At 66.7% G+C, this 23679-nt stretch carries 21 protein-coding genes; 13 read left to right on the top strand and 8 right to left on the bottom strand.

The window, feature by feature from the left end; translation table 11 throughout:
• Positions 1 to 2: 2 nt before the first annotated feature.
• Positions 3 to 665, bottom strand: coding sequence for an alpha/beta hydrolase family protein (locus OSB52_RS17405; protein ID WP_266062870.1), 663 nt, complete (start codon positions 663 to 665; stop codon positions 3 to 5).
• Between the two features lie 46 nt (positions 666 to 711).
• Between OSB52_RS17405 and lepA the strand changes: the two genes are divergently transcribed.
• The 3 genes from lepA to OSB52_RS17420 are packed head-to-tail and all read left to right on the top strand — an operon-like array spanning position 712 to position 5625.
• The gene (gene lepA / locus OSB52_RS17410) at positions 712 to 2643 is read left to right on the top strand and encodes a translation elongation factor 4 (RefSeq protein WP_266062872.1); all 1932 of its coding nucleotides are present in this window, start codon (positions 712 to 714) and stop codon (positions 2641 to 2643) included.
• Positions 2644 to 2647: 4 nt separating this feature from the next.
• Complete coding sequence (locus tag OSB52_RS17415; RefSeq protein ID WP_266062873.1) at positions 2648 to 4693, top strand: M3 family metallopeptidase; 2046 nt, start codon at positions 2648 to 2650, stop codon at positions 4691 to 4693.
• Between the two features lie 8 nt (positions 4694 to 4701).
• Positions 4702 to 5625, top strand: coding sequence for a cation diffusion facilitator family transporter (locus OSB52_RS17420; RefSeq protein ID WP_266062874.1), 924 nt, complete (start codon positions 4702 to 4704; stop codon positions 5623 to 5625).
• 7 nt (positions 5626 to 5632) lie between these two features.
• On the opposite strand, the gene OSB52_RS17425 is transcribed toward OSB52_RS17420, so the two are convergent.
• On the bottom strand, positions 5633 to 7663 hold the full coding sequence (locus tag OSB52_RS17425; protein ID WP_266062875.1) for a glycoside hydrolase family 15 protein: 2031 nt from the start codon (positions 7661 to 7663) through the stop codon (positions 5633 to 5635).
• Between the two features lie 132 nt (positions 7664 to 7795).
• Between OSB52_RS17425 and OSB52_RS17430 the strand changes: the two genes are divergently transcribed.
• From OSB52_RS17430 to OSB52_RS17450, 5 genes are all read left to right on the top strand, one after another.
• A complete protein-coding gene (locus OSB52_RS17430) occupies positions 7796 to 7993 on the top strand; it encodes a hypothetical protein (RefSeq protein ID WP_235722659.1) in 198 nt (65 codons plus the stop codon).
• A gap of 228 nt (positions 7994 to 8221) precedes the next feature.
• Positions 8222 to 9301 carry a sulfate ABC transporter substrate-binding protein gene (locus OSB52_RS17435; protein ID WP_266062920.1) on the top strand — a complete coding sequence of 360 codons (1080 nt, stop codon included), beginning with the start codon at positions 8222 to 8224 and terminating at the stop codon, positions 9299 to 9301.
• Complete coding sequence (gene cysT / locus OSB52_RS17440; RefSeq protein ID WP_266062876.1) at positions 9298 to 10173, top strand: sulfate ABC transporter permease subunit CysT; 876 nt, start codon at positions 9298 to 9300, stop codon at positions 10171 to 10173. The genes OSB52_RS17435 and cysT overlap by 4 nt, the downstream gene beginning before the upstream one ends.
• Positions 10170 to 11096 (top strand): sulfate ABC transporter permease subunit CysW, encoded by a 927-nt coding sequence (cysW, locus tag OSB52_RS17445; protein WP_266062877.1) that lies wholly within the window; start codon positions 10170 to 10172, stop codon positions 11094 to 11096. The genes cysT and cysW overlap by 4 nt, the downstream gene beginning before the upstream one ends.
• A 1-nt stretch (position 11097) precedes the next feature.
• Entirely contained in the window at positions 11098 to 12093 is a 996-nt protein-coding gene (locus tag OSB52_RS17450; protein ID WP_235722662.1) for a sulfate/molybdate ABC transporter ATP-binding protein, read from the top strand.
• On the opposite strand, the gene OSB52_RS17455 is transcribed toward OSB52_RS17450, so the two are convergent.
• The 5 genes from OSB52_RS17455 to OSB52_RS17475 are packed head-to-tail and all read right to left on the bottom strand — an operon-like array spanning position 12051 to position 17598.
• Positions 12051 to 12818: a sirohydrochlorin chelatase gene (locus OSB52_RS17455; RefSeq protein ID WP_266062878.1), complete on the bottom strand. Its 768-nt coding sequence runs from the start codon at positions 12816 to 12818 to the stop codon at positions 12051 to 12053. The genes OSB52_RS17450 and OSB52_RS17455 overlap by 43 nt on opposite strands.
• A gap of 23 nt (positions 12819 to 12841) precedes the next feature.
• The gene (locus OSB52_RS17460) at positions 12842 to 14146 is read right to left on the bottom strand and encodes a sulfate adenylyltransferase subunit 1 (protein WP_266062880.1); all 1305 of its coding nucleotides are present in this window, start codon (positions 14144 to 14146) and stop codon (positions 12842 to 12844) included.
• A gap of 1 nt (position 14147) precedes the next feature.
• Positions 14148 to 15122, bottom strand: a complete 975-nt coding sequence (gene cysD, locus OSB52_RS17465; protein WP_372474971.1) for a sulfate adenylyltransferase subunit CysD — start codon at positions 15120 to 15122, stop codon at positions 14148 to 14150.
• On the bottom strand, positions 15104 to 15856 hold the full coding sequence (locus tag OSB52_RS17470; protein WP_235722666.1) for a phosphoadenylyl-sulfate reductase: 753 nt from the start codon (positions 15854 to 15856) through the stop codon (positions 15104 to 15106). The genes cysD and OSB52_RS17470 overlap by 19 nt, the downstream gene beginning before the upstream one ends.
• A complete protein-coding gene (locus OSB52_RS17475) occupies positions 15853 to 17598 on the bottom strand; it encodes a nitrite/sulfite reductase (protein WP_266062881.1) in 1746 nt (581 codons plus the stop codon). The genes OSB52_RS17470 and OSB52_RS17475 overlap by 4 nt, the downstream gene beginning before the upstream one ends.
• A 425-nt stretch (positions 17599 to 18023) precedes the next feature.
• Between OSB52_RS17475 and hemW the strand changes: the two genes are divergently transcribed.
• Complete coding sequence (gene hemW / locus OSB52_RS17480) at positions 18024 to 19235, top strand: radical SAM family heme chaperone HemW (RefSeq protein WP_266062882.1); 1212 nt, start codon at positions 18024 to 18026, stop codon at positions 19233 to 19235.
• A 7-nt stretch (positions 19236 to 19242) separates the two neighbouring features.
• On the opposite strand, the gene OSB52_RS17485 is transcribed toward hemW, so the two are convergent.
• Positions 19243 to 19692: a type II toxin-antitoxin system VapB family antitoxin gene (locus OSB52_RS17485; RefSeq protein ID WP_235722669.1), complete on the bottom strand. Its 450-nt coding sequence runs from the start codon at positions 19690 to 19692 to the stop codon at positions 19243 to 19245.
• A 131-nt stretch (positions 19693 to 19823) separates the two neighbouring features.
• Here OSB52_RS17485 and hrcA point away from each other — a divergent pair, with 131 nt between their 5' ends.
• From hrcA to OSB52_RS17505, 4 genes are all read left to right on the top strand, one after another.
• A complete protein-coding gene (hrcA, locus tag OSB52_RS17490; protein ID WP_235722670.1) occupies positions 19824 to 20858 on the top strand; it encodes a heat-inducible transcriptional repressor HrcA in 1035 nt (344 codons plus the stop codon).
• Positions 20859 to 20945: 87 nt separating this feature from the next.
• Positions 20946 to 22112 carry a molecular chaperone DnaJ gene (dnaJ, locus tag OSB52_RS17495; protein WP_266062883.1) on the top strand — a complete coding sequence of 389 codons (1167 nt, stop codon included), beginning with the start codon at positions 20946 to 20948 and terminating at the stop codon, positions 22110 to 22112.
• 29 nt (positions 22113 to 22141) lie between these two features.
• The gene (locus OSB52_RS17500) at positions 22142 to 22894 is read left to right on the top strand and encodes a 16S rRNA (uracil(1498)-N(3))-methyltransferase (RefSeq protein ID WP_266062885.1); all 753 of its coding nucleotides are present in this window, start codon (positions 22142 to 22144) and stop codon (positions 22892 to 22894) included.
• Positions 22891 to 23670, top strand: coding sequence for an alpha/beta hydrolase family protein (locus OSB52_RS17505; protein ID WP_266062886.1), 780 nt, complete (start codon positions 22891 to 22893; stop codon positions 23668 to 23670). Before OSB52_RS17500 ends, OSB52_RS17505 begins: the two co-directional genes overlap by 4 nt.
• The last annotated feature ends 9 nt before the right edge of the window (positions 23671 to 23679 follow it).

Genomic DNA, 23679 nt, shown 5'->3' on the forward strand with positions numbered 1-23679 from the left:
GGTCAGCCCATCAGGGTATCGAACACGGCGTCGGCGGTCACCGTGGCGGTGGGTGCGCGATCGGGGTTGAGATTGTGGCCGACCTTCTCGATCTCGACGACGCGGGTCGGCGACGGGATCAACGCCACCGCGTCGGCGAGTTCCGCAGGTGTGGCGAACGGATCGGTACTGCCATGCACGATCACCGTGGGCACCGAGATCGACGACAGATGTTCGGTCCGCAGCCGGTCGGGTTTGCCCGGCGGGTGCAGGGGATAGGACGTCAGCAGCAGGCCATCGGCCAGATCCGGATTCTCGGCAACCGCCATCGAGGCCTGCCGACCGCCATAGGAATGACCGCCGACGATCAGCGGAACACCGTCGAGCCGGAACGTCTCGCAGGCCGCGACGATGCCGGCACGATCGGCAGCCGCCGTCGACGGGCTCGGCGGGCCCTTGGGGCGTCGTTGTCGGTAGGGCAGATCGATACGGGCCACCAGCAGGCCCCGCGCGGACAGCTCGTCGGCCAGCACGCGCAGGATGACCGCGTGTCGGTTGCCGCCGGCGCCGTGCGCGAGCACAGCCACCCCGATCCGATCGTGGCCGGGTTCGGTGACCTCGGCCACCACCGAGTCGGCGTCGTACGTATGCGACTCGGGACTGTTCGGAGGGGGCGCGGCAGCCATTGCACAACCGTAGCGGCGAGCGTCGCCGACGCCGACCGTGGCGGGCATGAGAAACTGGACCCAGCGACGTGGTCACCTTCGGCCGCGTCACCATGCCGCACGTCCGAGGAGCAGTTCGATTCCCACCTTCGCTGACACCACCTTCACCGACCCCGCGCGGATCCGGAACTTCTGCATCATCGCCCACATCGACCACGGAAAGTCCACCCTGGCCGACCGTATGTTGCAGCTGACCGGCGTGGTCGAGGAGCGTCAGATGCGCGCGCAGTACCTCGATCGGATGGACATCGAACGTGAGCGCGGCATCACCATCAAGGCGCAGAACGTGCGCCTGCCGTGGCAGGTCACCGAGCCCGACGGCGCCACCACCGACTACGTCATCCACCTGATCGACACACCCGGCCACGTCGACTTCACCTATGAGGTATCGCGTGCCCTCGAGGCCTGTGAAGGGGCGATTCTGCTGGTCGACGCCGCCCAAGGCATCGAGGCGCAGACGCTGGCCAACCTCTACCTGGCGATGGACAAGGACCTGACGATCATCCCGGTCCTCAACAAGATCGATCTGCCGGCGGCCGATCCGGACCGCTACGCCGCGGAGATCGCGCACATCATCGGCTGCGAGGCCGACGAGGTGCTGCGGGTGTCGGGTAAGACCGGAGCCGGCGTGGCCGAACTGCTCGACGAGGTCATCCTGCAGGTCCCCCCGCCCGAAGGTGATCAGGACGCTCCGGCGCGCGCAATGATCTTCGACTCGGTCTACGACACCTACCGTGGGGTGGTCACCTACGTCCGTGTCGTCGACGGACGCGTCCTGCCGCGCGAGAAGGTGCTGATGATGTCGACCGGCGCGACACATGAACTTCTCGAGGTCGGCATCGTCTCGCCCGAACCGAAGGCATCCAAGGGGCTGGGAGTCGGTGAGGTCGGCTACCTGATCACCGGTGTGAAAGACGTGCGGCAGTCCAAGGTCGGCGATACCGTGACCACGGCCAAGCACGGGGCCGAGGAACCACTGACGGGCTACCGGGAGCCGCAGCCCATGGTCTACTCGGGGCTCTACCCAGTGGACGGCTCGGACTACCCGGTGCTGCGCGAGGCGCTGGACAAGCTGCAACTCAACGACGCGGCACTCGCCTACGAACCGGAGACCTCGGTGGCCCTCGGGTTCGGTTTCCGCTGCGGCTTCCTCGGGCTCCTGCACATGGAGATCACCCGTGAACGCCTCGAACGCGAGTTCAACCTCAACCTGATCTCGACAGCACCCAACGTCGTCTATCGGGTCATCATGGAGGACGGGCAGGAGATCACCGTCACCAATCCATCGGACTGGCCTGCGGGCAAGGCCAAGCAGATCTTCGAGCCGATCGTGAAGATGACGATCATCGCTCCGAGCGAGTTCGTCGGGGCGATCATGGAACTTTGTCAGAGCCGGCGCGGTGATCTCGGCGGGATGGACTACCTCTCGGAGACCCGCGTCGAGCTGCGCTACACGATGCCGATGGCCGAGATCATCTTCGACTTCTTCGATGCACTCAAGTCGCGCACCCGCGGCTACGCCAGCCTGGATTACGAGGAAGCCGGCGAGCAGGAAGCCGAGCTGGTGAAGGTCGACATCCTCTTGCAGGGGGAGGCCGTGGACGCGTTCAGCGCGATCGTGCACAAGGATGCGGCCTATGCGTACGGCAACAAGATGGCCACCAAACTCAAGGAACTGATCCCGCGTCAGCAGTTCGAGGTACCGGTGCAGGCGGCCATCGGCTCCAAGATCATCGCGCGCGAGAACATCCGTGCCATCCGCAAGGACGTGCTGGCCAAGTGCTACGGCGGTGACATCAGCCGCAAGCGCAAGCTGCTCGAGAAGCAGAAAGAGGGCAAGAAGCGGATGAAGACGATCGGGCGGGTCGACGTCCCGCAAGAGGCGTTTGTCGCCGCGCTGTCCACCGACTCACTGGGAGACAAGCCGAAGGGGAAGTAGACCGTTGGACAACCGCCGCAACCCGGTACTGGCCGAGAGTCCGCTGCCGCACGGACTGCCCGACTTCGCGTCGATCTCCGACGACGACTTCCTGCCCGCCTTCGGTGAGGCGATGGCGACCCATCTCGCGGAGGTGGAGTCGATCGCCACCGACCCACGGCCCGCGACGTTCGCCAACACCGTAGAGGCGTTGGAACTGTCCGGGCGGGATCTCGCTCGGGCCGGCGGGATCTTCTTCAATCTCGTCGGGCCGGACACCAACCCGCAGCGCAACGAGATCTCCCGGCAACTCTCGACCTTGCTGACCGACCACGCGAACACCATCGCGATGGATCGGCGACTGTTCGAGAGGATCTCGGCGCTGCACGACCGCGCAGACGAACTCGACCTGACCGAGGCGCAGCAACGGTTGCTCGCCAAGCGCTATCGCGAATCGGTGCGGGCCGGCGCCGGGCTCGGCCCGGACGAGCAAGAACAGATACGCCAGATCTCTTCGCGGCTGGCATATCTCAGCACGACGTTCTCGCAACGCATTCTCGATGACACCAATGCCTCGGCGGTGCTCGTCGACAACATCGCCCAGCTCGACGGGCTCTCGGCGGGACAGGTCGCCGCCGCTCGCCGGGCGGCAGCCGACGCGGGACACGAATCCGGTTACCTGCTCACCCTGGAACTACCCAGCAGCCAGGCGGTACTCACGGGGCTCACGGATCGTTCGGTGCGGCAACGGGTCTTCGACGCGTCGATCTCGCGCTGTGCGCGGGGTAACGACCACGACACCCGTGAGCTCGTCCTCGAGATCGTCGGGCTTCGCGCTCGACGTGCCCGACTCCTGGGGTATCGCGACCATGCCGAGTATGTGATCGCCGAGGAGACCGCACCCAACCCGGCCGCGGTCGTCGAGTTGCTGGCCGAGCTCACCGCGTCCGCCCTGCGGGCGGGCGGACGCGAACTGACCCGCCTGAACCGGTTCGCCGACGAGGAGATCGGCGCGGCCGACCTCACCTACTGGTTGGAACGGGAGCGGCGGGCCGCGTCTGCGGTTCCGCTCGACGACTTCGGTGACTACTGCGAGCTCGACAATGTGTTGCAGCGGGGGGTGTTCTATGCCGCGGGCAAACTGTACGGACTGCGATTCATCGAACGAACCGACCTGCACGGCTACCACCCCGACGTGCGGGTGTGGGACGTGATCAACGAGGCGGGGCGCAGCATCGGCCTGTTCCTGGGTGACTTCTATGCGCGCCCGTCCAAACGGGGCGGCGCCTGGATGAACAACATCGTCGACCAGTCGATGGTGTTGTCCACACAACCGATCGTGGTGAACGTCGCCAATCTGACCAAACCCGATGACGGCGCGCCCTGCCTGCTGACGATGGACCAGCTGACCACTCTGTTCCACGAGTTCGGACACGCCCTGCACGGTTTGTTGTCGGCTGTCGACTACCCGTCGCAATCGGGTACGTCGGTGCCGCGGGACTTCGTCGAGTTCCCGTCGCAGGTGAACGAGATGTGGGCATTGCATCCAGATGTGTTGTCGCAGTATGCCCGTCACCACGCCACGGGTGAACCCATTCCGGCGGCGCTGGCCGATGCGGCACGCGATGCGGCGAAGACCGAGAGCGCGCACTCCACGATCGAGTATCTCGCTGCCGCGCAGCTCGATCTGGCCTGGCATCGGATCACCGCCGACGACACGGTCGACGATGTCGCGCAGTTCGAACGAGATGCGTTGCGGGCGGCAGGTTTCACCGGTGACCTGATCCCGCCGCGGTATCGCAGCGCGTACTTCAACCACATCTTCGGCGGCGGCTATTCCGCGGGCTACTACTCCTACATCTGGTCGGAAGTACTCGACGCCGAGACCGAACAGTGGTTCCTCGCCGAGGGCGGACTGCTGCGCGACAACGGCCGGCGCTTCGCCGAGGCAACACTTTCGCGCGGCGACAGCATCGACCCGTTGGCCGCCCACGAGACGCTCATCGGGCGGACTCCACGCATCGAACCGCTGCTCACCCGGCGCGGACTCGTCGCGTCCGAGGAACGCTAGCCGCGGCGATGGAATCCGGGGCCGGTTCTCGTCGCGACAGCCGCGGCGATCTAACGCGGTTCGCTCTGCTCAGTATCGCGGCTGCCGTGGTCACCATCGCGATGAAGGTGATCGCTTGGCAGATCACCGGTTCCGTCGGCCTGCTGTCCGATGCGGCCGAGTCGGTGGTGAATCTCGTTGCGGCGGTTGGCGCGTTCGTGGCCCTACGGGTGGCCGCCCGGCCGGCCGACACCGGTCACAACTTCGGCCACACCAAGGCTGAGTACTTCTCGGCCGTCATCGAGGGTGTGATGATCTTCGTCGCGGCCGGCGCGATCATCGTCACCGCGATCAACAGGTTGATCAACCCCACGGAACTGGAGGCGGTGGGCCCCGGTCTGGCCATCTCGGTCGGGGCCACGGTCATCAACGGCGTAGTGGCGGTGGTCTTGTTGCGGGCCGGGCGACGTCATCGATCGATCACCCTGGAAGCCGACGGCAAACACCTGATGACCGACGTCTGGACCACAGTGGGGGTGGTGTTCGGGGTGTTCCTGGTTGCCGTCACCGGCTGGCTTCGGCTCGATCCGCTCATCGCCATGGCCGTCGCGATCAACATCCTGGTGGTGGGCAGCCGACTGATCTGGCGCTCCGCGGCGGGGATGATGGATGCGGCGCTACCGGAATCCGACCTGGCGGTGATCGACACGACGCTGAGCCCACATCGCGACCGCGGCGTGGTCTTCCACGACATCCGCACCCGTGAGGCCGGACATCGTCGGTTCGTCCAGATGCACATGCTGGTGCCGGGTGAGTGGTCGGTGCAACACGCCCACGACCTCGCCGAAGAGGTCGAAGGTGAGTTGCGGGCCGCCCTGTCACACCTCGACGTCGCCATCCACGTCGAACCGGTCGACGATCCGCGCGCCTACGAGTCCTGGCGCCTGAGCTAGTGTCCCCTCAGTGGTGGGCGGGCTGGAACGTGCCGTGGCTGGCGGCCTCCTCGGCCCGGATCACGTGCATCACCGCGTTGATCAACGCCAGGTGGGTGAACGCCTGCGGGAAGTTGCCGAGATGCTGGCCGGTTTTGGCGTCGATCTCCTCGGCGTAGAGCTTGAGCGGGCTGGAGTAGGAGAGCAACCGCTCGCACAGCACCTTGGCGCGATGCAACTCACCGATCTCAACCAGCGCCGAGACCAACCAGAACGAACAGATGGTGAAGGTCCCTTCCTCGCCGGAGAGTCCGTCGTCGGTCTCCTCGACGCGGTAGCGCAGCACCAGTCCGTTGTCGGTCAACTCGTCGGCGATCGCGAGCACAGTGTTGCGGACCCGGTAGTCGTCCGAGGGCAGAAAGCGCAGCAGCGGGATCAGCAGTGCGGACGCGTCGAGCGCTGGGTCGCCGTAGCGCTGGGTGAACACCCCACGCTCATCGACGCCGTGTTCGAGGATGTCGGCGCGGATCTCGTCGGCGATGCCCGCCCATGTCTTTGCATACGACTTCTCGCCATGAAGGGCGGCGAGCCGGGCGCCGCGATCGAGAGCGACCCAGCACATCACCTTCGACGAGGTGAAATGCTTTGGTTCGCCGCGCACTTCCCAGATCCCGCGATCGGGTTTGCGCCAGTTCTTCACTGCCTCCTCGACCTGTGCCTTCAACACCGGCCACAGGGTCTCCGGGACCGCCTCGCTGGACTTGGTGTTGAGGTAGACCGAGTCGAGCATGGTGCCCCAGATGTCGTGCTGCGCCTGGTTGTAGGCGCCGTTGCCGATACGCACCGGACGGGCGCCGTCGTATCCGGACAGGTGATGGAGTTCTTCCTCCTCGAGGGTGCGCTCGCCGCCCACCCCGTACATCACCTGCAACGGATGGTGCTCGCCGTTGGTGGCCCCCGACACGTCGGCGATGAACGAGAAGAAGTCATCGGCCTCACGGTCGAGTCCCAGGGTGTACAGGCCCCACAGCGCGAACGTGGAGTCACGCACCCAGGCATATCGGTAGTCCCAGTTACGTTCCCCGCCTGGTGTTTCCGGCAACGATGTGGTCGCTGCGGCGAGGAGTGCGCCGGTGGGCGAGTAGGTGAGGCCCTTGAGCGTCAATGCCGAACGCTGCAGATGCGTGCGCCACGGGTGGTCGGGGAAGGTGCCGGCATTGATCCATTGCCGCCAGCACTCGGAGGTCGACCACATCTTCTGCGCCGCCTCCTCGTAGTTCTGCGGCGCGGGCTGTCGTGACCAGGACAGTGCGACGAACTTGCTGTCGCCCTCGACCAGACGTGTGCGGGCCCGGGCCTCGCGGCCTTCGAGCCCGAGCCGGAGATCGGTCGTCAGTTTGAGCGTGGGACCGGGGGCCGTGGTACCCGATCCGGTGGCGATCGCCTCGCCGTAGGCAGGCCCCGAATACTCCCACACTGTCTTGCCACGGTGATAGTCGAATGCCGGTTCGCAACTCAAGGCGAGTTCCACGGTCCCTGAGACACAACGCACCGTCCGCAAGAGAATGTGTTCGGCGTCCCAGTCGGTGGGGGTGCGGCGATGTGTGGTGGACCGACGTTCGTGGTCGTGCCAGGGACCCATCACCAAGGCATCGCGCACCACGATCCACCCGGTGTCGGTCTGCCAGGTCGTCTCCACCATCAGGCTGCCCGGCAGGTACCGCCGATCGACCGGCACGTTCACGCCGTACGGGGCCAGTCGGAAGTGCCCGGCGCTGCGATCGAGGACGGCTCCGAACACGCTGGGCGAATCGGGACGTGGCACACACATCCACTCGACCGAACCGTTGCGCGCGATCAGACAGTTGGTCTCGGTGTCGGAGAGGAAGGCGTAATCGCCGATGGGTGGGAACGCGTTGTGGCTTGGTGTGGCGGGCGAGAAGGCCTTTGCCTCCGGGTCGATTCCGGTGGCATCGGAATGCGTGCTGCCGGCGGCGTCGATGTGCGTGGCGTTGTCGATGGGCAGCGCAGTGACGGCAGCGTCTTCCGGTGGAGTCATGGCTATATCATTGCGATCAGGCCCGACCGTCGCCACTCGGCCGACGTCGGGATCTCGCCGGGTTTGAATCAGCCTGAGCGAAACCCAGGTGCGCCCACGAGTCGGGCCGGAAAGACGATGGGGTGATACGTCATGTCGCTGCTCACCTGGTGGGACGGGGTCGAGGAGTGGCTGACCGGTCTCTCGTTCGTTCCGCAGCTGCTGGTGACCCTCGTGGTGGTGATCCCGTTCGCCGTGGTGGTGGCAGCGGTGCTCAATGTGCTGGTCGACGCGGTCTCGACGGTGTTCGATCGACGACGATTCGCCGACGACGATGGAAAGGGGCTGTAGGCGATGTTCCGTTCTCGCGTGACGTTGGCGTTGGTGGCACTCATCGTGCTGGTGATCCTGGCCTGGGTCCTCACCCGCTGACCTGGCCGCGGTAGTGAGGTGGCGCCGGCGCGAGCGCATTGGTGGCACGGCCCCGGCCGTTGCTAGCGTCTATGAGTTCGGTGTGACGCAGCGGGGGAGGAAGTGAGCGTGACGAAGTCGGTTGGCGTGCGCTCGAGGCGCCCCGCGATGGCGGTGGCCATCGCGGCAACCCTGACGCTCGTCCTCGCGGCCTGCGGAGGCGGGTCGACTGATGAGCCCGGCGGCGAGGATATCTCCACCGGCTCGCGTCATGTGAACCTGATCGCCTACGCGACCCCCAAACCGGGTTTCGACGTGGTGATCCCGGCCTTCCGCCGCACCGAGAACGGTCACGACATCGGGTTCTCCCAGTCGTACGGCCCGTCCGGTGACCAATCCCGCAAGGTGGCCCGTCGCGTGCCCGCCGACGTCGTCAACGTCTCGGTGCAACCGGACATGACCCGACTCGTCGACGCCGGCGTGGTGGACGCGGATTGGCAGCAGCGCGAACCCAACAACAGCGTTGCGTTCGGGTCGGTGGTCGCATTTGTGGTGCGCAAGGGCAACCCCAAGAACATCCGCGGCTGGGACGACCTGCTCAAGCCGGGCGTGCAGGTCATCACCCCCAATCCGGGCAGCTCCGGATCGGCCAAATGGAATCTGCTCGCCCCCTACGCGGTGAAGAGCAACGGCGGCCGCGACAACCAGGCAGGCCTCGACTACATCGCCGAACTGATCCGCGACCATGTGACCGTGATCCCCAAGTCGGGACGCGAGGCCACCACGGCCTTCGAACAAGGGCAGGGCGACGTCCTGATCAGTTACGAAAACGAGGCGATCATGCTGGATCGGGCCAACGCGACTGCGAGCCCGGACCAGCAGGTGGAGTACTTCGTGCCGCGCGAGACCTTCCAGATCGAGAACCCGGTGGCGGTGGTCAATACCACCTTCGACGAGCCCGCCGCACGCGCCTTCGTGGACTATCTGTTCACCGACGAAGCGCAACTCCTGTGGGCCGAACAGGGTTTCCGGCCGGTGACGGATTCCGTCGCGGCGGCGACCACGAAGATGTTCCCGGGACAGATCGAGAAGCTGTGGACCATCGACGAACTCGGCGCGATTCTCGGTCCGCAGGCCGGCCCTGCCGCCGACGGCTCGATCCGCACCGGCTGGGCGGCGGTGGACACGGTGCTGTTCGGTTCGGACGGTTCGATCACCGAGCTCTACGACACGGGCGGCCGACAGTGAGCACGCCGGTCACCGACAGTGGTTCCCAAAGAGCCGTTAGCAAGGCGCCGCCCCGAGGTTTCCTGGGACGCAGCCGCACATTCAGCGGGGTGAGTCCGCTGGGCATCGGCGTTGCATCATTGTGGCTGACCGTCATCGTGCTGTTGCCGCTGGCCGCGATCACCGTCTCGTCGTTCTCTGATGGGTGGTCTGGGTTCGTCGACGCCGTCACCGACCCCAACGCGCTGGCCACTTTGCGGATCACCGTCATCGTTTCGCTGGTGGCCGCATTGATCAATGTGGTCTTCGGCACCATCATCGCGTGGGTGCTGGTGCGGGACCAGTTCTGGGGCAAGGGATTCGTCAACGCCATCATCGATCTCCCGTTCGCGTTGCCGACCATCGTGGCCAGCCTGGTGTTGTTGTCGCTGTACGGCCCGAACAGCCCGATCGACGTTCACATCAACGCCACCAAACCCGCAGTGGTCGTGGCGTTGACCTTTGTCACATTGCCGTTCGTGGTGCGGCAGGTACAGCCGGTGCTGATGGAACTCGACACCGACGTCGAAGAGGCCGCTGCGGTGTTGGGCGCGACCAACTGGACCACCTGGACCAAGATCGTGCTGCCTGCGCTGCTCCCGTCGATCCTGACCGGTGCAGGCCTGGCGTTCACGCGCGCGATCGGCGAGTTCGGTTCGGTGGTGCTCATCGGCGGCAACATTCCGCGCGACACCCAGGTCGCCTCGCAATACATCCAGCAGCAGATCGAGGTCGACGACCAGGTCGGGGCGGCCGCTGTCTCGGTGATGCTGCTGCTGATCGCCTTCTGTGCGTTGCTCGTGTTGCGACTGGTGGGTCACCGCCAACGGATGCGAGAGGAGCGCGACCAGTGAGACTGTCGCCGGTCACCCGCTACGGTCTGCGTGCCGTCGCGCTCATCTATCTGTTCGTGCTGTTGATCGTGCCGGTGACCCTCATCTTCTGGCGGTCGTTCGAACACGGGGTCGGGCAGTTCTGGGAGTGGATCACTACACCCGCCGCGATTTCCGCGCTCCAGCTGAGCCTGGCGATCGTTGCGATCGTGGTGCCGTTGAACGTGGTGTTCGGCATCGTGACCGCGCTGGCCCTGGTGCGCGGCCGATTCCCCGGCAAGGGGATTCTGCAAGCCGTGGTGGACCTCCCGTTCGCCGTGTCGCCGGTGGTGGTGGGCGTCGCACTGATCCTGCTGTGGGGCTACGGCGGATGGTTCGGCGGCATCGAGAGCGCCGGGTTCCGCATCATCTTCGGTTTCCCCGGTCTGGTGCTCGCCACCATCTTCGTCACGCTGCCGTTCGTGGTGCGCGAGGTGGAGCCGGTGCTGCGCGAGATCGGTACCGAGCAGGAACAGGCGGCTGCGACGTTGGGGGCCAACGGCTGGCAGACGTTCAGCCGGATCACGCTCCCGGCCATCCGGTGGGGTCTGACATACGGCATCGTGCTGACGGTGGCCCGGTCACTGGGCGAGTACGGCGCGGTGATGATGGTGTCGTCGAATTTTCCCGGCATCTCGCAGACCCTGACCCTGCTGGTCCACTCCCGTTACGTCGACGACTACAACGAGTACGGCGCGTATGCTGCGGCCACATTGCTGATGTTGGTGGCCATCGCGGTGTTGATCGCGATGACACTCATCGAACGCGGTGCCCAGAGCCGGGTCGGCGACACCGACGAGGCGGCCGGTGACGAACCGTCGACTGGTGAGGCGCCTGCCGAAGATGCCGCGCCGGCTGTCCCGTACGGCCCTGCCTCGACCGAACCGCACAAGGAAGGCATGTGACATGTCGATCTCGGTGATACGCGCGAACAAGAGGTATGGCGATTTCGCCGCTCTCGACGACGTCTCCATCGACATTCCGGAAGGGTCGCTGACGTCGTTGCTCGGCCCGTCCGGCTCGGGCAAATCGACGCTGCTACGGGCGATCGCCGGTCTCGACAGCCTCGACTCGGGCACCGTGCTCATCAAGGGCAACGACGTCTCCACCGCATCGCCGCAGCAACGCGACATCGGATTCGTGTTCCAGCACTATGCCGCGTTCAAGCACCTCACCGTGCGCGACAACATCGCGTTCGGCCTCAAGATCCGCAAGCGTCCCAAGGCTGAGATCGCGGCGAAGGTCGACGAGCTGCTCGACGTGGTCGGGCTGACCGTGTTCCAGAAGAGGTTTCCCGCGCAATTGTCCGGCGGCCAACGCCAGCGGATGGCCCTGGCGCGTGCATTGGCCGTCGACCCGCAGGTGCTGTTGCTCGACGAACCGTTCGGTGCGCTCGACGCGAAGGTCCGGGAGGATCTCCGAAAGTGGTTGCGTCGCCTGCACGACGAGGTGCACGTCACCACCGTGCTGGTCACCCACGACCAGCAGGAGGCGCTCGACGTGAGCGACCGCATCGCGGTGCTGAACAAGGGGCGTATCGAACAGGTGGGCACACCCGACGACCTCTACGACCGACCGGCCAACGTCTTCGTCGCGTCGTTTCTGGGGTCGACGGTGCGCCTCAACGGCGAACTGGTCCGTCCGCACGACATCCGCATCGGGCGCAACCCCGAACTGGCACTGCCGGCAGCAGACTCGGCATTGGACACCGGGGTCATCAAGGCGACGGTGACGCGGGTGGTGCATCTCGGATTCGAGGTGCGGCTGGAGCTGATCGCCGCCACGACCGGTGACGAGTTCCAGGCGCAGATCACCCGAGGCGACGCGTACGCGTTGAATCTGAAACCCGGAGAGGTGATCTACGCCCGCGCGACGAAGGTGGCCGCGCTCAGCGACTCCTGAGTCGAGTCGCGGGTCGCCACCGCCCGGTATTGACGGCAGACCGCCTCGATGACGTCACGGTGGGCGCCCAGCGGTCCCGCGACCATCGCATCGCTGGTGTGGCGATCGACTGCGGCCTCGACCCGCTCGGTCAGCAGGCCGGCGGACAAGAAGTACGGGCTCACCGCGATGCGCTCCGCGCCGGCGGATCGTAGGCGACGGATGGCGGTCCGCAGACGATGATCACGCGCGCCCAGTTTGGTCGCGAACACCACCTCGACCGGTCGGTTCAGGAGCGTCGACAACTCGACCGCGCGCCGGCGGACGTGGCGGTCGGCGGCGGCGTCGGAAGAGCCCACGGCGGTGAGGATCACCCCTACGCGATCGGCGACCGGATCGGTGATCCCGGCCTCCACGAGGCGGTCGGCCAAGGCCTGGGCGAGTGGTGACGAGCCGATGACGTCGGTCTGGGTGACCGCACGCCCGCGACCGGTGTGGTCGGCGATGATCGTCGGCAGGTCGATCTTGCTGTGATAGCCCGCCGCGAACAGCAGCGGAACCACCACGCAGTCGCCGGTGACCTCCTCGAGCGCCGTACCGACCAGCGGAGCGTCGAGGTCCAGATAGGCGAGTTCGGTGTCGACTCCCGGCATGACGCGGCCGACCGCGTCGCGGATGCGCGAGGCGGTGGCCGCGAACCGGGGGTCACGGCTGCCGTGTGCCACCAACAGCAGTGTCGGGTTCATCAGCTTGTCCAACCGAACGGGATTCAGACGAGCTCCGGCGTCTGCGACAGGTGCAGATGCGCCAGCGCGTCACCGACGAGGCCGGCCCCGAGGGTGTTACCACCCTGCGGATCGATCAGCAGGAAGCTGCCCGATTCGCGGTTGACCTGATAGTCGTCGGCGGCGATGGGCTCGGCGGTCTGGATGGAGATGCGGCCGATCTGGTTGAGCTCCACGGTGTCCGGAGCATCGATCAGCGACAGGTGTTGCTCGTCGAAGAGCACCTCGAGGCCGCCGATGATCGCCTGTGTGGTGCGGGTGCCGTGCTTGAGCAGCAGACGGGCACCGGGGCGCAGCGGCTTCTCGGCCAACCAGCAGACCGTCGCGCTGAACTGCTGCAACGGTTCCGGGGCGTCGGCGACCGCGGCGATGAGGTCGCCGCGCGAGATGTCTACGTCGTCGTCGAGCAGCAGCGTGACACTGCGGCCGGTGTGCGCGGTGGCGAGCTGCCCGTCGGCGGTATCGATCTGCCGGATGGTGCTGCGGGTGCCCGCAGGCAGGATCACGACCTCGTCGCCCACGGAGACCCGGCCGGCGGCGATCTGTCCGGCGTACCCGCGGTAGTCGGGGAACTCAGGTGTGCGCGGGCGGATCACGTACTGCACCGGGAAGCGCAGGCCCACCGGCCGAGGGTCGGTGACATTCGGCACCGTCTCGAGATGCTCGATGAGTGCCGGACCGTCGTAGTACGGGGTGGACTCGGACCGGGTGGCGATGTTGTCGCCGTGCAGTGCCGAGACCGGGATCGCGGTGACCTGCTCGGCCGACCAGCCCAGCGAACGGGTCAGTTCGGCGAACTCGGCCGAGATCTGCGCGAAGGCGGTGGCCGGGTCGTCGACGAGGTCGATCTTGTTGACCGCCAGAACCAACTGCGGCACACCGAGCAACGCCATCACGGCGGCATGGCGCCTAGTCTGCGCGACGACACCGTTGCGGGCGTCGACCAGCAGGATCACCAGCTGGGCGGTGGATGCACCGGACACCGTGTTGCGGGTGTACTGCACGTGGCCGGGGGTGTCGGCGAGCACGAAAGAGCGTGCTGGCGTGGCGAAGTAGCGGTAGGCGACGTCGATCGTGATGCCTTGCTCACGCTCTGCGCGCAGCCCGTCGACGAGCAACGAGAGGTCGGGACCCTCCAGGCCGCGGTCGACCGAAGCCTTGGTGACGGCGTCGATCTGGTCGGCGAGAACCGATTTCGTGTCGTAGAGCAGGCGGCCGACGAGGGTGGACTTGCCGTCGTCGACGCTGCCGGCCGTCGCAATACGCAGGAGGTCGGGGGCGTGCTTCATCTCAGAAATATCCTTCGCGCTTGCGGTCTTCCATGGCGGCCTCGGAGACGCGGTCGTCGCCGCGGGTTGCGCCGCGTTCGGTGAGTCGGGAGGCGGCGACCTCGGCGAGCACGGCCTCGTTGTCGGCGGCGTCGGAGAGCACCGCGCCGGTGGTCGAGCCGTCGCCGACGGTGCGGTAACGCACCACGCGCTTCTCGACGACCTCACCCTCGCGGGGTCCGCCCCACGGGCCGGTGGTCATCCACATGCCGTCGCGCGAGTAGACCTCACGCTCGTGCGCGTAGTACAGCGGTGCCAGCAGGACCTGTTCGCGGGCGATGTAGCGCCAGATGTCCAGCTCGGTCCAGTTGCTCAGCGGGAACACGCGCACGTGCTCGCCGGGTGCATGGCGGCCGTTGTAGAGGTTCCAGAGTTCCGGGCGCTGACGCTTGGGGTCCCACTGCCCGAAGGCATTACGCAGCGAGAAGATCCGCTCCTTGGCGCGCGAGCGCTCCTCGTCGCGTCGGCCGCCGCCGAACACCGCGTCGAAGCGGTTCTCGGTGATGGCGTCGAGGAGCGGGATGGTCTGCAGTGGGTTGCGAATGCCGTCCGGTCGTTCGGTGAGGCGACCGTCGTCGATGTACTCCTCCACCGACGCGACGTGCAGGCGCAGGTTGTACCGCTCGACGATCTCGTCGCGGAACGTGATAATCTCCGGCAGGTTGTGTCCGGTGTCCACGTGCAGCAGCGAGAACGGCAGTGGCGCAGGCCAGAACGCCTTGATCGCCAGGTGTAGCAACACGGTGGAGTCCTTGCCGCCGGAGAACAGGATCACCGGGCGTTCGAACTCGCCGGCGACCTCACGGAAGATGTGGATCGCCTCGGATTCGAGGGCGTCGAGGGTGGTGAAGTCGTCGGCGGAGTCGACCACGGCCCGTGCGGTGTCGGGGGTGGTGGTGGACGAGGTGTCGGCGATGGTCATGCGTGCAGCCCACATTCTGTCTTGGCGCGACCGGCCCAACGGCCACTGCGCGGATCGGATCCGGGTTCGGGTTTGGCGGTGCAGGGTGCGCAGCCGATCGACGGGTAGCCGTCGTCGACGAGCGGGTTGACCAGCACTCCGTTGGAGTCGATGTAGTCCTGCATGGTCTCGTCAGACCAGGCGGCGATCGGGTTGATCTTGACCAGCCCGAAGCCCTCGTCGAAGGAGATCAGCGGAGCGTTGGCGCGCGTGGGTGCCTCCACGCGCCGGATGCCGGTGATCCAGGCGTCGTAGCCGGCGAGCCCGTTCTTGAGCGGAACCACCTTGCGCAGCCGGCAGCATTCGCCGGGGTCGCGGGCGAACAGGTTGCGGCCCAACAGTTCGTCCTGCTCGGCGACGGTGTGTTCGGGGGTCAGGTTGACCATCTCGACGCCATACACCTGCTCGACCGCGTCCCGGGTGCCGATGGTCTCGGCGAAGTGATAGCCGGTGTCCAGGAACAGCACCTTGAGCTTGCTGCCGTGCAGCGCCTCGTCGTCGATGTTCTTGGTGGCCAGGTCGACCAGCGCTGCGTCCTGCATGTTGGAAGCGACCACGAAATTGTCGCCGAAGGTTTCGGCGGTCCAGCGCAGCAGGTCGGCGGGAGTGGCGTCGGGGCCGAGGTCGGCCGCGCCCTTCTCGGCGATCGCGCGTAGCTCGTCTTCGCTGAACCGTCGGCCGGTCGCTGTCGTGTCGGTGGACGTGCTCATCGCAGTGCCTCCTCGTCAGCTCGAACGGCCCACTGCGCGAACCGTTCTCCGTCGTGTCGCTGCTCCACGTACTGGCGGACCACCCGGTCGATGTAGTCGCCGAGTTCGGTGGAGAGCACCTTGTGTTGCCGCAGCTTGCGGCCGAATCCGGCGTCCTGGCCCAGGCTTCCGCCCAGGTGCACCTGGAATCCCTCGGTCTGTCCGCCGTTGCCGTCCTCGACCAGCTGACCCTTGAAGCCGATGTCGGCGACCTGCGAACGGGCGCACGAGTTGGGGCAGCCGTTGATGTTCACGGTGATCGGGGTGTCGAGGTCGGCGTTGATGTCGGCGAGGCGCTCCTCGAGCTCCGGGACCAGCCGCTGCGAACGCTTGCGGGTTTCGGTGAAGGAGAGCTTGCAGAACTCGATGCCGCTGCACGCCATCAGGTTCCGTCGCCAGTTGGATGCCCGGGCACTGAGGCCGAGCTTCGCCAGGTCGGCGATGAGCTCGTCGACCTTGTCGTCGGCGACGTCGAGCACCACGAGCTTCTGGTACGGGGTGAAGCGGATGCGGTCGGACCCGACTCGTTCGGCTGCCTCGGCCACCTTGGTCAGGATGGTGCCGGAGACACGGCCGGCCATCGCGGCGAAACCGACCGAGTTGAGGCCGTTCTTGAGCTTCTGCACGCCGACGTGGTCGCGCGGAGCGGTCAGCGGCTCGGGTGCCGGACCGTCGATCAGCTTGCGGCCGAGGTATTCGTCCTCGAGGACCTGGCGGAACTTCTCGATGCCCCAGTCCTTGATGAGGAACTTCAGTCGTGCCTTGGTGCGCAGTCGGCGGTAGCCGTAGTCGCGGAAGATGGCGACCACGCCCTCCCACACGTCGGGCACCTCGTCGAGCGGAATCCAGGCGCCCACCCGCTGCGCCAGCATCGGGTTGGTGGACAGCCCGCCGCCGACCCAGAGGTCCAGGCCCGGGCCGTGTTCGGGATGGTTCACGCCGATGAAGGCGACGTCGTTGGTCTCATGCGAGACGTCCTGCAGACCGGAGATGGCAGTCTTGAACTTGCGCGGCAGGTTCGAGTACTGCGGGTCACCGATGTAGCGGCGGACGATCTCGTCGATCGCCGGGGTGGGGTCGAGCACCTCGTCGACGGCCTCACCGGCGAGCGGGGAACCCAGGATGATGCGCGGGCAGTCGCCGCACGCCTCGGTGGTATAGAGCCCGACGCTTTCGAGCCGCTCCCAGATGGTGGGGACGTCCTCGATGCGAATCCAGTGGTACTGGACGTTCTCGCGGTCGGACAGGTCGGCTGTGTCGCGGGCGAACTCGGTGGACAGTTCGCCAAGGGTGCGCAGCTGGGCGACGTTGAGGGCACCCGCGTCGCAGCGCACCCGCATCATGAAGTGGCTGCCCTCGAGGATGTCGATGTTCTCGTCGCCGGTCCAGGTGCCGTCGTAGCCCTCGGCGCGCTGGGTGTAGAGGCCCCACCAGCGCATCCGGCCGCGCAGATCCTGCTTGTCGATCGACTCGAAGCCCTGCTTGGCGTAGATGTTCTCGATGCGGGCCCGGACATTGAGCGGGTTGTCGTCCTTCTTGACCTGCTCGTTGGGGTTCAGCGGCTCACGGTAACCGAGTTTCCACTGGCCCTCGGCGCGGCGCTTGGCCGGGCGCTTCTTACGAGCGGGGCGGTCCGCGGCCGGCGCGGCCTTGGCGGCTGCGTCGGGCGTGGTCACGGACAGATCGTCGGTGGTGGACGTCATGAAGTCTCCTGAGCTGACGCAGGCACACGTCAGCGATCACGAAAAGGTGGGCTGGAAACGTGTCGGCATCCCGCGTCGAGCGGGGGACTTCTCAGGGCCGAACTGTCGTCTGCCGACGACAGGGCAACACGTCGTCTAAGGACGACAGAATGCGCTGCAGACGCGCTTGAGATCGATGTGGCGTCGGGCTGCGAGCCACACCCCTGGGGAAGTCACGTCGTTCATAGTGCCACGATCACCCTTGCCGCGTCTACTTGGGGTTATTTTTCCTCACGATGAGGCAAATGTCCGTTACCGGTGCACCTCGAGGTCCATTCCTTTGGGGTCAAGGCGTTCGGTTCGACGTCTATTCCGCATCCGCGAAGAGGCGCCGAAACGGTCGAGGTGGCGCTCATCACACCGCACCGAGCGCGCATGATGGACCCATGAAGGTCGAAACCGAGCCGGCAGTCGACAGCGCCGTCGAAATCGCGTGTGGTGCGGTCGACCCTGCGACACCACTCGGCCTCTATCTGCATGTGCCGTTCTGTGCGACGCGCTGCGGGTACTGCGATTTCAACACCTACACGGCAGGGGAATTGGGGAGTTCGTCGTCGCCTGAATCATGGCAGCAGGCGGTGGAGCGGGAGCTGGACAGTGCCGCACGGCTGCTGAATCCGGCCCGAGGGGTCTCGACGATCTTCGTCGGCGGTGGCACGCCGTCGCTGCTGGGGGCCGATGGTCTGCGGCGCCTCCTGGACGCGGTGCGTGCCCGGTTCGAGCTCACCGACGACGCCGAGGTCACCACCGAGTCGAACCCCGAATCGACCTCGCCGGAGTTCTTCGACGGTTTGTTGGCAGCCGGATTCACCCGGGTCTCGCTCGGGATGCAGTCCGCGGCACCGCATGTGCTCGCGACACTGGACCGCACTCACACGCCGGGGCGGGCGGTGGCCGCCGCCCGCGAGGCCACCGCCGCCGGTTTCCGACATGTCAATCTAGACCTCATCTACGGAACGCCGGGGGAGACCGATGCGGATCTGCACGCCAGCGTCGACGCCGTACTGTCCACCGACGTCGACCACGTGTCCGCCTACGCCCTGATCGTGGAGGACGGCACCGCGTTGGCCCGTCGGATTCGTCGTGGCGAACTGCCCGCACCTGACGACGACGTGCTCGCCGATCGCTATCAGATCCTCGACAGCCGCCTGCAGGCCGACGGATTCGATTGGTATGAGGTGTCCAACTGGTCACGCGGTGAGGACAGTCGCTGCCGCCACAATCTCGCGTACTGGTACAGCAGTGACTGGTGGGGCATCGGACCGGGCGCGCACTCCCATGTCAATGGTGTGCGGTGGTGGAACCAGAAGCATCCGGCCCGATACGCCGACGCGCTGACCGATGCGCGGCTGCCGGTGGGCGGTCACGAAGTACTCACCGACGAAGACCGCCACGTCGAGTCGGTGATGTTGACCGCGCGATGCCGCAACGGGCTGCCCGTCGAGCACCTCACCGCCGAGGAGTTCCGGCGGGCATCGGGCTTCGTCGACGACGGGCTGCTCGCCTTCGTCGGTTCGGTGGGCGCACGGCTGGTGCTCACCGACGCCGGACGGCTGCTCGCCGATCGGGTGGTGCGGGAGATCCTGTACGCCGGGTGACGGTGGCTCACCACTGTGGAGGGGTAGTCGACGGGAGGGTCCAGCCGGTGCTGCGGGTGGCCTTGCGATGGGCGCCGCCGGGCACCGGAGCCCGGCCCGGCGACGGTAGGCGTTCGGTGTCGAGCCGGTCGGCCACCGAGTCCGCGTCGGCGTCGAGGTCGATGGCGTCGAGATCAAGCATGCGGGCATGGATGATGTGCCGGTTACGGAGTGCCGAGCGCACTGCTCGGTGCAGCCCGTCCTCCAGATACAGATCGCCACGCCACCGCACGACATGCGAGAAGAGATCGCCGTAGAACGTCGAATCCTCGCTCAGCAGGCGGTCGAGCGCGAGGACCGTGGTGACCGTGGTGAGTTCATCGAGTCGGAACTGCCGGGGCGGGATCTTGGCCCACGCACTCGCCGACATCCCATGGTCGGGATAGGGCCTCCCGTCCCTCACCCCCTTGAAGATCATCGAGCACTTCCTGGTCCGGCGTGCGTGGCGACGGGCGCGTGGACGATGCGTCCGACGGAATTCACGCAACGGTTCGTAAGATGGACGTCACCTACTGTATGGCAGAGTGCACGATCGGGAGGTGTAGACGGATGTCGACCACGGACGATCGCAGATTCGAGATCTTGCGTGCGATCGTGACCGATTTCGTCTCCACACAGGAGCCCATCGGTTCGAAGGCGCTCGTGGAGCGCCACCAGCTCGGGGTGTCGAGCGCGACGGTCCGCAACGACATGGCGGTGCTGGAGGCCGAGGGCTACATCGCCCAGCCACACACCAGTTCCGGCCGGGTCCCCACCGATAAGGGTTACCGGATGTTCGTCGACCGGATCAGCGAGGTCAAGCCGTTGTCGGCGGCAGAGCGACGCGCGATCCTGTCGGTCCTCGATTCCGGGGTGGACCTCGACGACGTGCTGCGACGCTCGGTCAAATTGCTCGCTCAGCTCACTCGGCAGGTCGCCGTCATCCAGTACCCCGTGCTGTCGACGGCCACCGTGCGGCACCTCGAGGTGGTGTCGCTGTCGCCGTCGCGGCTGTTGCTGGTGGTGATCACCGATACCGGTCGGGTCGAACAGCGCATGGTGGCGCTCGGTGACGACCTCGACGAGGACGACTACATCCGCTTGCGCGACATGTTCTCCGCGGCCTTGCACGGCAAACGTCTGGAAGAGGCGTCGGTGGCGGTCGCCGAACTGGCCAACGATGCCCCGGACGACATCCGCGATGCGGTGATCGCGGTGGCCACGATTCTCGTCGAGACGCTCGTGGAGCGTGGTGACGACCGTCTCGTTCTCGGCGGCACGTCCAATCTGGCCCGTTCGGCCGCCGACTTCGCGCCGGTGTTCGGCGGGATGGACACGGTGCTCGACGCCCTCGAAGAGCAGGTGGTGGTCTTGAAGTTGCTCGCCACGAGCCAGCGTATGGGACGGGTCACCGTCCAGATCGGGGAGGAGACGCAGACCGAGAACCTGCGTGGCACCTCGGTCGTGTCGACAGGGTACGGTGCTTCGGGCACGGTGTTCGGCGGCGTCGGCGTGGTCGGTCCCACCCGTATGGACTATCCGGGAACAATCGCGTCTGTCGCAGCCGTTGCCAAATATGTCGGCGAGGTGTTGGCCGATCGCTGACCCGTGCGGCCGCCCGCAGCGGCCCGGGAGCGATGCCGGACCACCCGAGCCCAGTGTGACCAGTGAGACGACAGGACCGAGACGACCGTGGCACGTGATTATTACGGAATCCTGGGTGTGGCCAAGGGTGCCTCCGACCAGGAGATCAAGCGCGCTTACCGCAAGAAGGCGCGTGAGCTGCACCCCGACGTCAACCCGGGCGAAGAGGACCGATTCAAAGAGGTCAGCACCGCTTACGAGGTGCTGACCGACCCCGAGAAGCGCCGCATCGTCGACGCCGGCGGGGACCCGATGGCGGGTCCGGGCCAAGGCGGCTTCTCGGGCGGCGGCTTCGGAAGCGGCGGTCTGGGAGATGTCTTCGAGGCATTCTTCGGTTCCGGCGGCGGCGGAGGCTTCGGTGGGGGATTCGGCTCAGGTCGTGGACCGCGCAGCCGGGTGCAGCCGGGCGAACCCGCGCTGGTCGCCGTGGAACTCGACCTCGACGAATGCGCGGCCGGAGTCAACAAGGAGATCACCGTCGACACCGCGATCCTGTGTGACGTGTGTAAGGGATCGGGTACCCACGGCGATTCGAAACCGACGAGCTGCGACACCTGTAAGGGTCAGGGCGAGATCCAGGCCGTGCAGCGATCCTTCCTCGGCCAGGTGATGACCGTGCGCGAGTGCCCGACGTGCCACGGCGTGGGCGAGGTCATCCCCGACCCGTGCCGCAAGTGCGGGGGCGACGGGCGTGTCCGCTCCCGCCGCACGATGACGGTGAAGATCCCCGCCGGCATCGAGAACGGCATGCGCGTGCGACTGTCCGGACAAGGTGAGGTCGGCCCGGGCGGTGGGCCTGCCGGTGATCTCTACGTCGAGGTCACCGAGCGTCAGCACGAGGTCTTCGTCCGCGACAAGGACGACCTGCACTGCACCGTCCGCGTGCCGATCGCCGACGCCGCGCTCGGCAACGAGATCGACGTCGACACGATCCTCGACGGCACCGCGCGCGTCACCATCGCGCCGGGGACCCAGCCCGGACATGTGGTGAAGGTGAAGGGCCAGGGCATGCCCCACCTCAACACCGGGGTCCGCGGCACTCTGCACGCGCACCTCGAGGTGGTGGTTCCCACCAAACTCGACTCCGCCCAGACCGAGGCGCTGAACCAATTCCGCGAGGCGTCGCATGAGCAGCCTGAGGTCGTCAGCTCCGCGACGGGCGCCGCAGCCGGTGGGCTCTTCTCGCGACTGCGTAACGCTTTCGCCGGACGCTGAACCCGACGACGAACTGACAAGAGCTACGCGTGAGTCCACCACTGTTCTGGGTCGAGGACGTACCGCGTGCGGGTACCGACGTCGTGGTGTCTGGTTCCGAAGGCCGCCATGCGGTCACGGTCACCCGACTGGCCGTCGGTGCGGAGTTGATCGCCGGCGACGGACGAGGGTCCGCCGCCCGCTGCGAGATCGTGGCGATCACCGGCAAGGACTCGCTGGTGGCCCGGGCGCACTCGTACGCCTACGTCGACCCTCCGCGGCCCCGCGTGACGGTGGTGCAGGCACTGCCGAAGTCGGAGCGGTCGGAACTGGCGGTCGATCTCGCCACCGAGGCCGGAGCTGACGAGATCGTGCCGTGGCAGGCGGCGCGGTGCGTGGCCCGGTGGACCGGCAAGGCCGACAAGGGGCGGGACAAGTGGCGGGCGGCTGCGGTGGCTGCCGCGAAACAGAGTCGGCGACCGTGGATTCCGTCGATCGCGCCGCTGGCGTCCACGACAGATGTCCGCAGTCGCTGCGCTGACGCCATCGCCGGCGGCGGTGTGGCGGCGATCCTCCACGAGGATGGCGGCGTCGGGCTCCGCGACCTTCCGATCGCCGAGGCCTCCGAGATCGTGTTGGTCGTCGGACCCGAAGGGGGCGTCGACGACACCGAGATCGCCGATCTCACCGCGCTCGGCGCAACGCCGGTGATCCTGGGGCCGGAGATCCTGCGCACGTCGAGCGCCGCGGCCGTCGCGCTCGGCGCGATCGGAGTCCTGACCGATCGGTGGGTGACCCGGTGAGACGATGCGCCGTTCATCGGACCAAAGTGGAATACGGTACGGCGCCATCGCAATTCGGGCATGTATATCTCCCCGCAGACGGCGTCGGACCCGAGGACACGGTGCGGCCGGTGGTGCTCATCCATGGCGGCTACTGGAGCACCGAGTTCGCTCTGACCATCGAGACCGCGATCGCTCGTCTGATCGCCGAACGTGGTTGCTTGGTCTGGAACATCGAGTACCGCCGTGTCGGCGAGGAAGGCGGCGGCTGGCCGGGCACCGGCCGAGATGTGCTGGCCGCGCTGCGGGCTCTCGACGGTCCTGTCCGCGATGTCGTACCGCCCGAGATCGGCTCGCGAGTGGACTGGGATGCGGTCGCGGTGGTCGGCCATTCGGCGGGCGGACAACTCGCCGTCTGGGCGGTGGCGCAGCTGGGGGCGCGCACCGCGGGCACCACGATCACCCAGGTCATCGCTCAATCGGCGGCACTGGACCTCGAAGCAGGCGCGAACCGGCCGTCAATCCGTGGGCTGATGGGTCGACCGGTCGACGAGATCCCACATCGCTATCGGGAGGCATCCCCGCTGTGTCAGGAGCCCTTCGAGGCGCATGTGGTGGCACTGCACGGTGAACTCGACAGCGCGATTCCGGTGGAGTCGAGCCGGCGTTACGTGCAGACGGTCACCGCGGCCGGCCAATCGGCCGAACTCGTGGTGGTGCCGGGTGAGGGCCACGACGCGTTCGTGGATCCGCACAGCGTCTCCACTCGGCAGACGATCCGGTTGCTGGGTGTGTGAACCGGCGCC

It is taken from the genome of Gordonia aquimaris, assembly GCF_026262595.1.
Taxonomy (GTDB): Bacteria; Actinomycetota; Actinomycetes; order Mycobacteriales; family Mycobacteriaceae; genus Gordonia; species Gordonia tangerina.

What these genes read in the sequence shown, in the direction of transcription:
- OSB52_RS17405 (WP_266062870.1), bottom strand. Translation starts at nt 665, where the DNA reads ATGGCTGCCGCGCCCCCTCCGAACAGTCCCGAGTCGCATACGTACGAC.
- lepA (WP_266062872.1), top strand. Translation starts at nt 712, where the DNA reads ATGAGAAACTGGACCCAGCGACGTGGTCACCTTCGGCCGCGTCACCAT.
- OSB52_RS17420 (WP_266062874.1), top strand. Translation starts at nt 4,702, where the DNA reads ATGGAATCCGGGGCCGGTTCTCGTCGCGACAGCCGCGGCGATCTAACG.
- OSB52_RS17425 (WP_266062875.1), bottom strand. Translation starts at nt 7,663, where the DNA reads ATGACTCCACCGGAAGACGCTGCCGTCACTGCGCTGCCCATCGACAAC.
- OSB52_RS17430 (WP_235722659.1), top strand. Translation starts at nt 7,796, where the DNA reads ATGTCGCTGCTCACCTGGTGGGACGGGGTCGAGGAGTGGCTGACCGGT.
- OSB52_RS17435 (WP_266062920.1), top strand. Translation starts at nt 8,222, where the DNA reads ATGGCGGTGGCCATCGCGGCAACCCTGACGCTCGTCCTCGCGGCCTGC.
- OSB52_RS17450 (WP_235722662.1), top strand. Translation starts at nt 11,098, where the DNA reads ATGTCGATCTCGGTGATACGCGCGAACAAGAGGTATGGCGATTTCGCC.
- OSB52_RS17455 (WP_266062878.1), bottom strand. Translation starts at nt 12,818, where the DNA reads ATGAACCCGACACTGCTGTTGGTGGCACACGGCAGCCGTGACCCCCGG.
- OSB52_RS17460 (WP_266062880.1), bottom strand. Translation starts at nt 14,146, where the DNA reads ATGAAGCACGCCCCCGACCTCCTGCGTATTGCGACGGCCGGCAGCGTC.
- cysD (WP_372474971.1), bottom strand. Translation starts at nt 15,122, where the DNA reads ATGTGGGCTGCACGCATGACCATCGCCGACACCTCGTCCACCACCACC.
- OSB52_RS17470 (WP_235722666.1), bottom strand. Translation starts at nt 15,856, where the DNA reads ATGAGCACGTCCACCGACACGACAGCGACCGGCCGACGGTTCAGCGAA.
- OSB52_RS17475 (WP_266062881.1), bottom strand. Translation starts at nt 17,598, where the DNA reads ATGACGTCCACCACCGACGATCTGTCCGTGACCACGCCCGACGCAGCC.
- hemW (WP_266062882.1), top strand. Translation starts at nt 18,024, where the DNA reads ATGAAGGTCGAAACCGAGCCGGCAGTCGACAGCGCCGTCGAAATCGCG.
- OSB52_RS17485 (WP_235722669.1), bottom strand. Translation starts at nt 19,692, where the DNA reads ATGATCTTCAAGGGGGTGAGGGACGGGAGGCCCTATCCCGACCATGGG.
- hrcA (WP_235722670.1), top strand. Translation starts at nt 19,824, where the DNA reads ATGTCGACCACGGACGATCGCAGATTCGAGATCTTGCGTGCGATCGTG.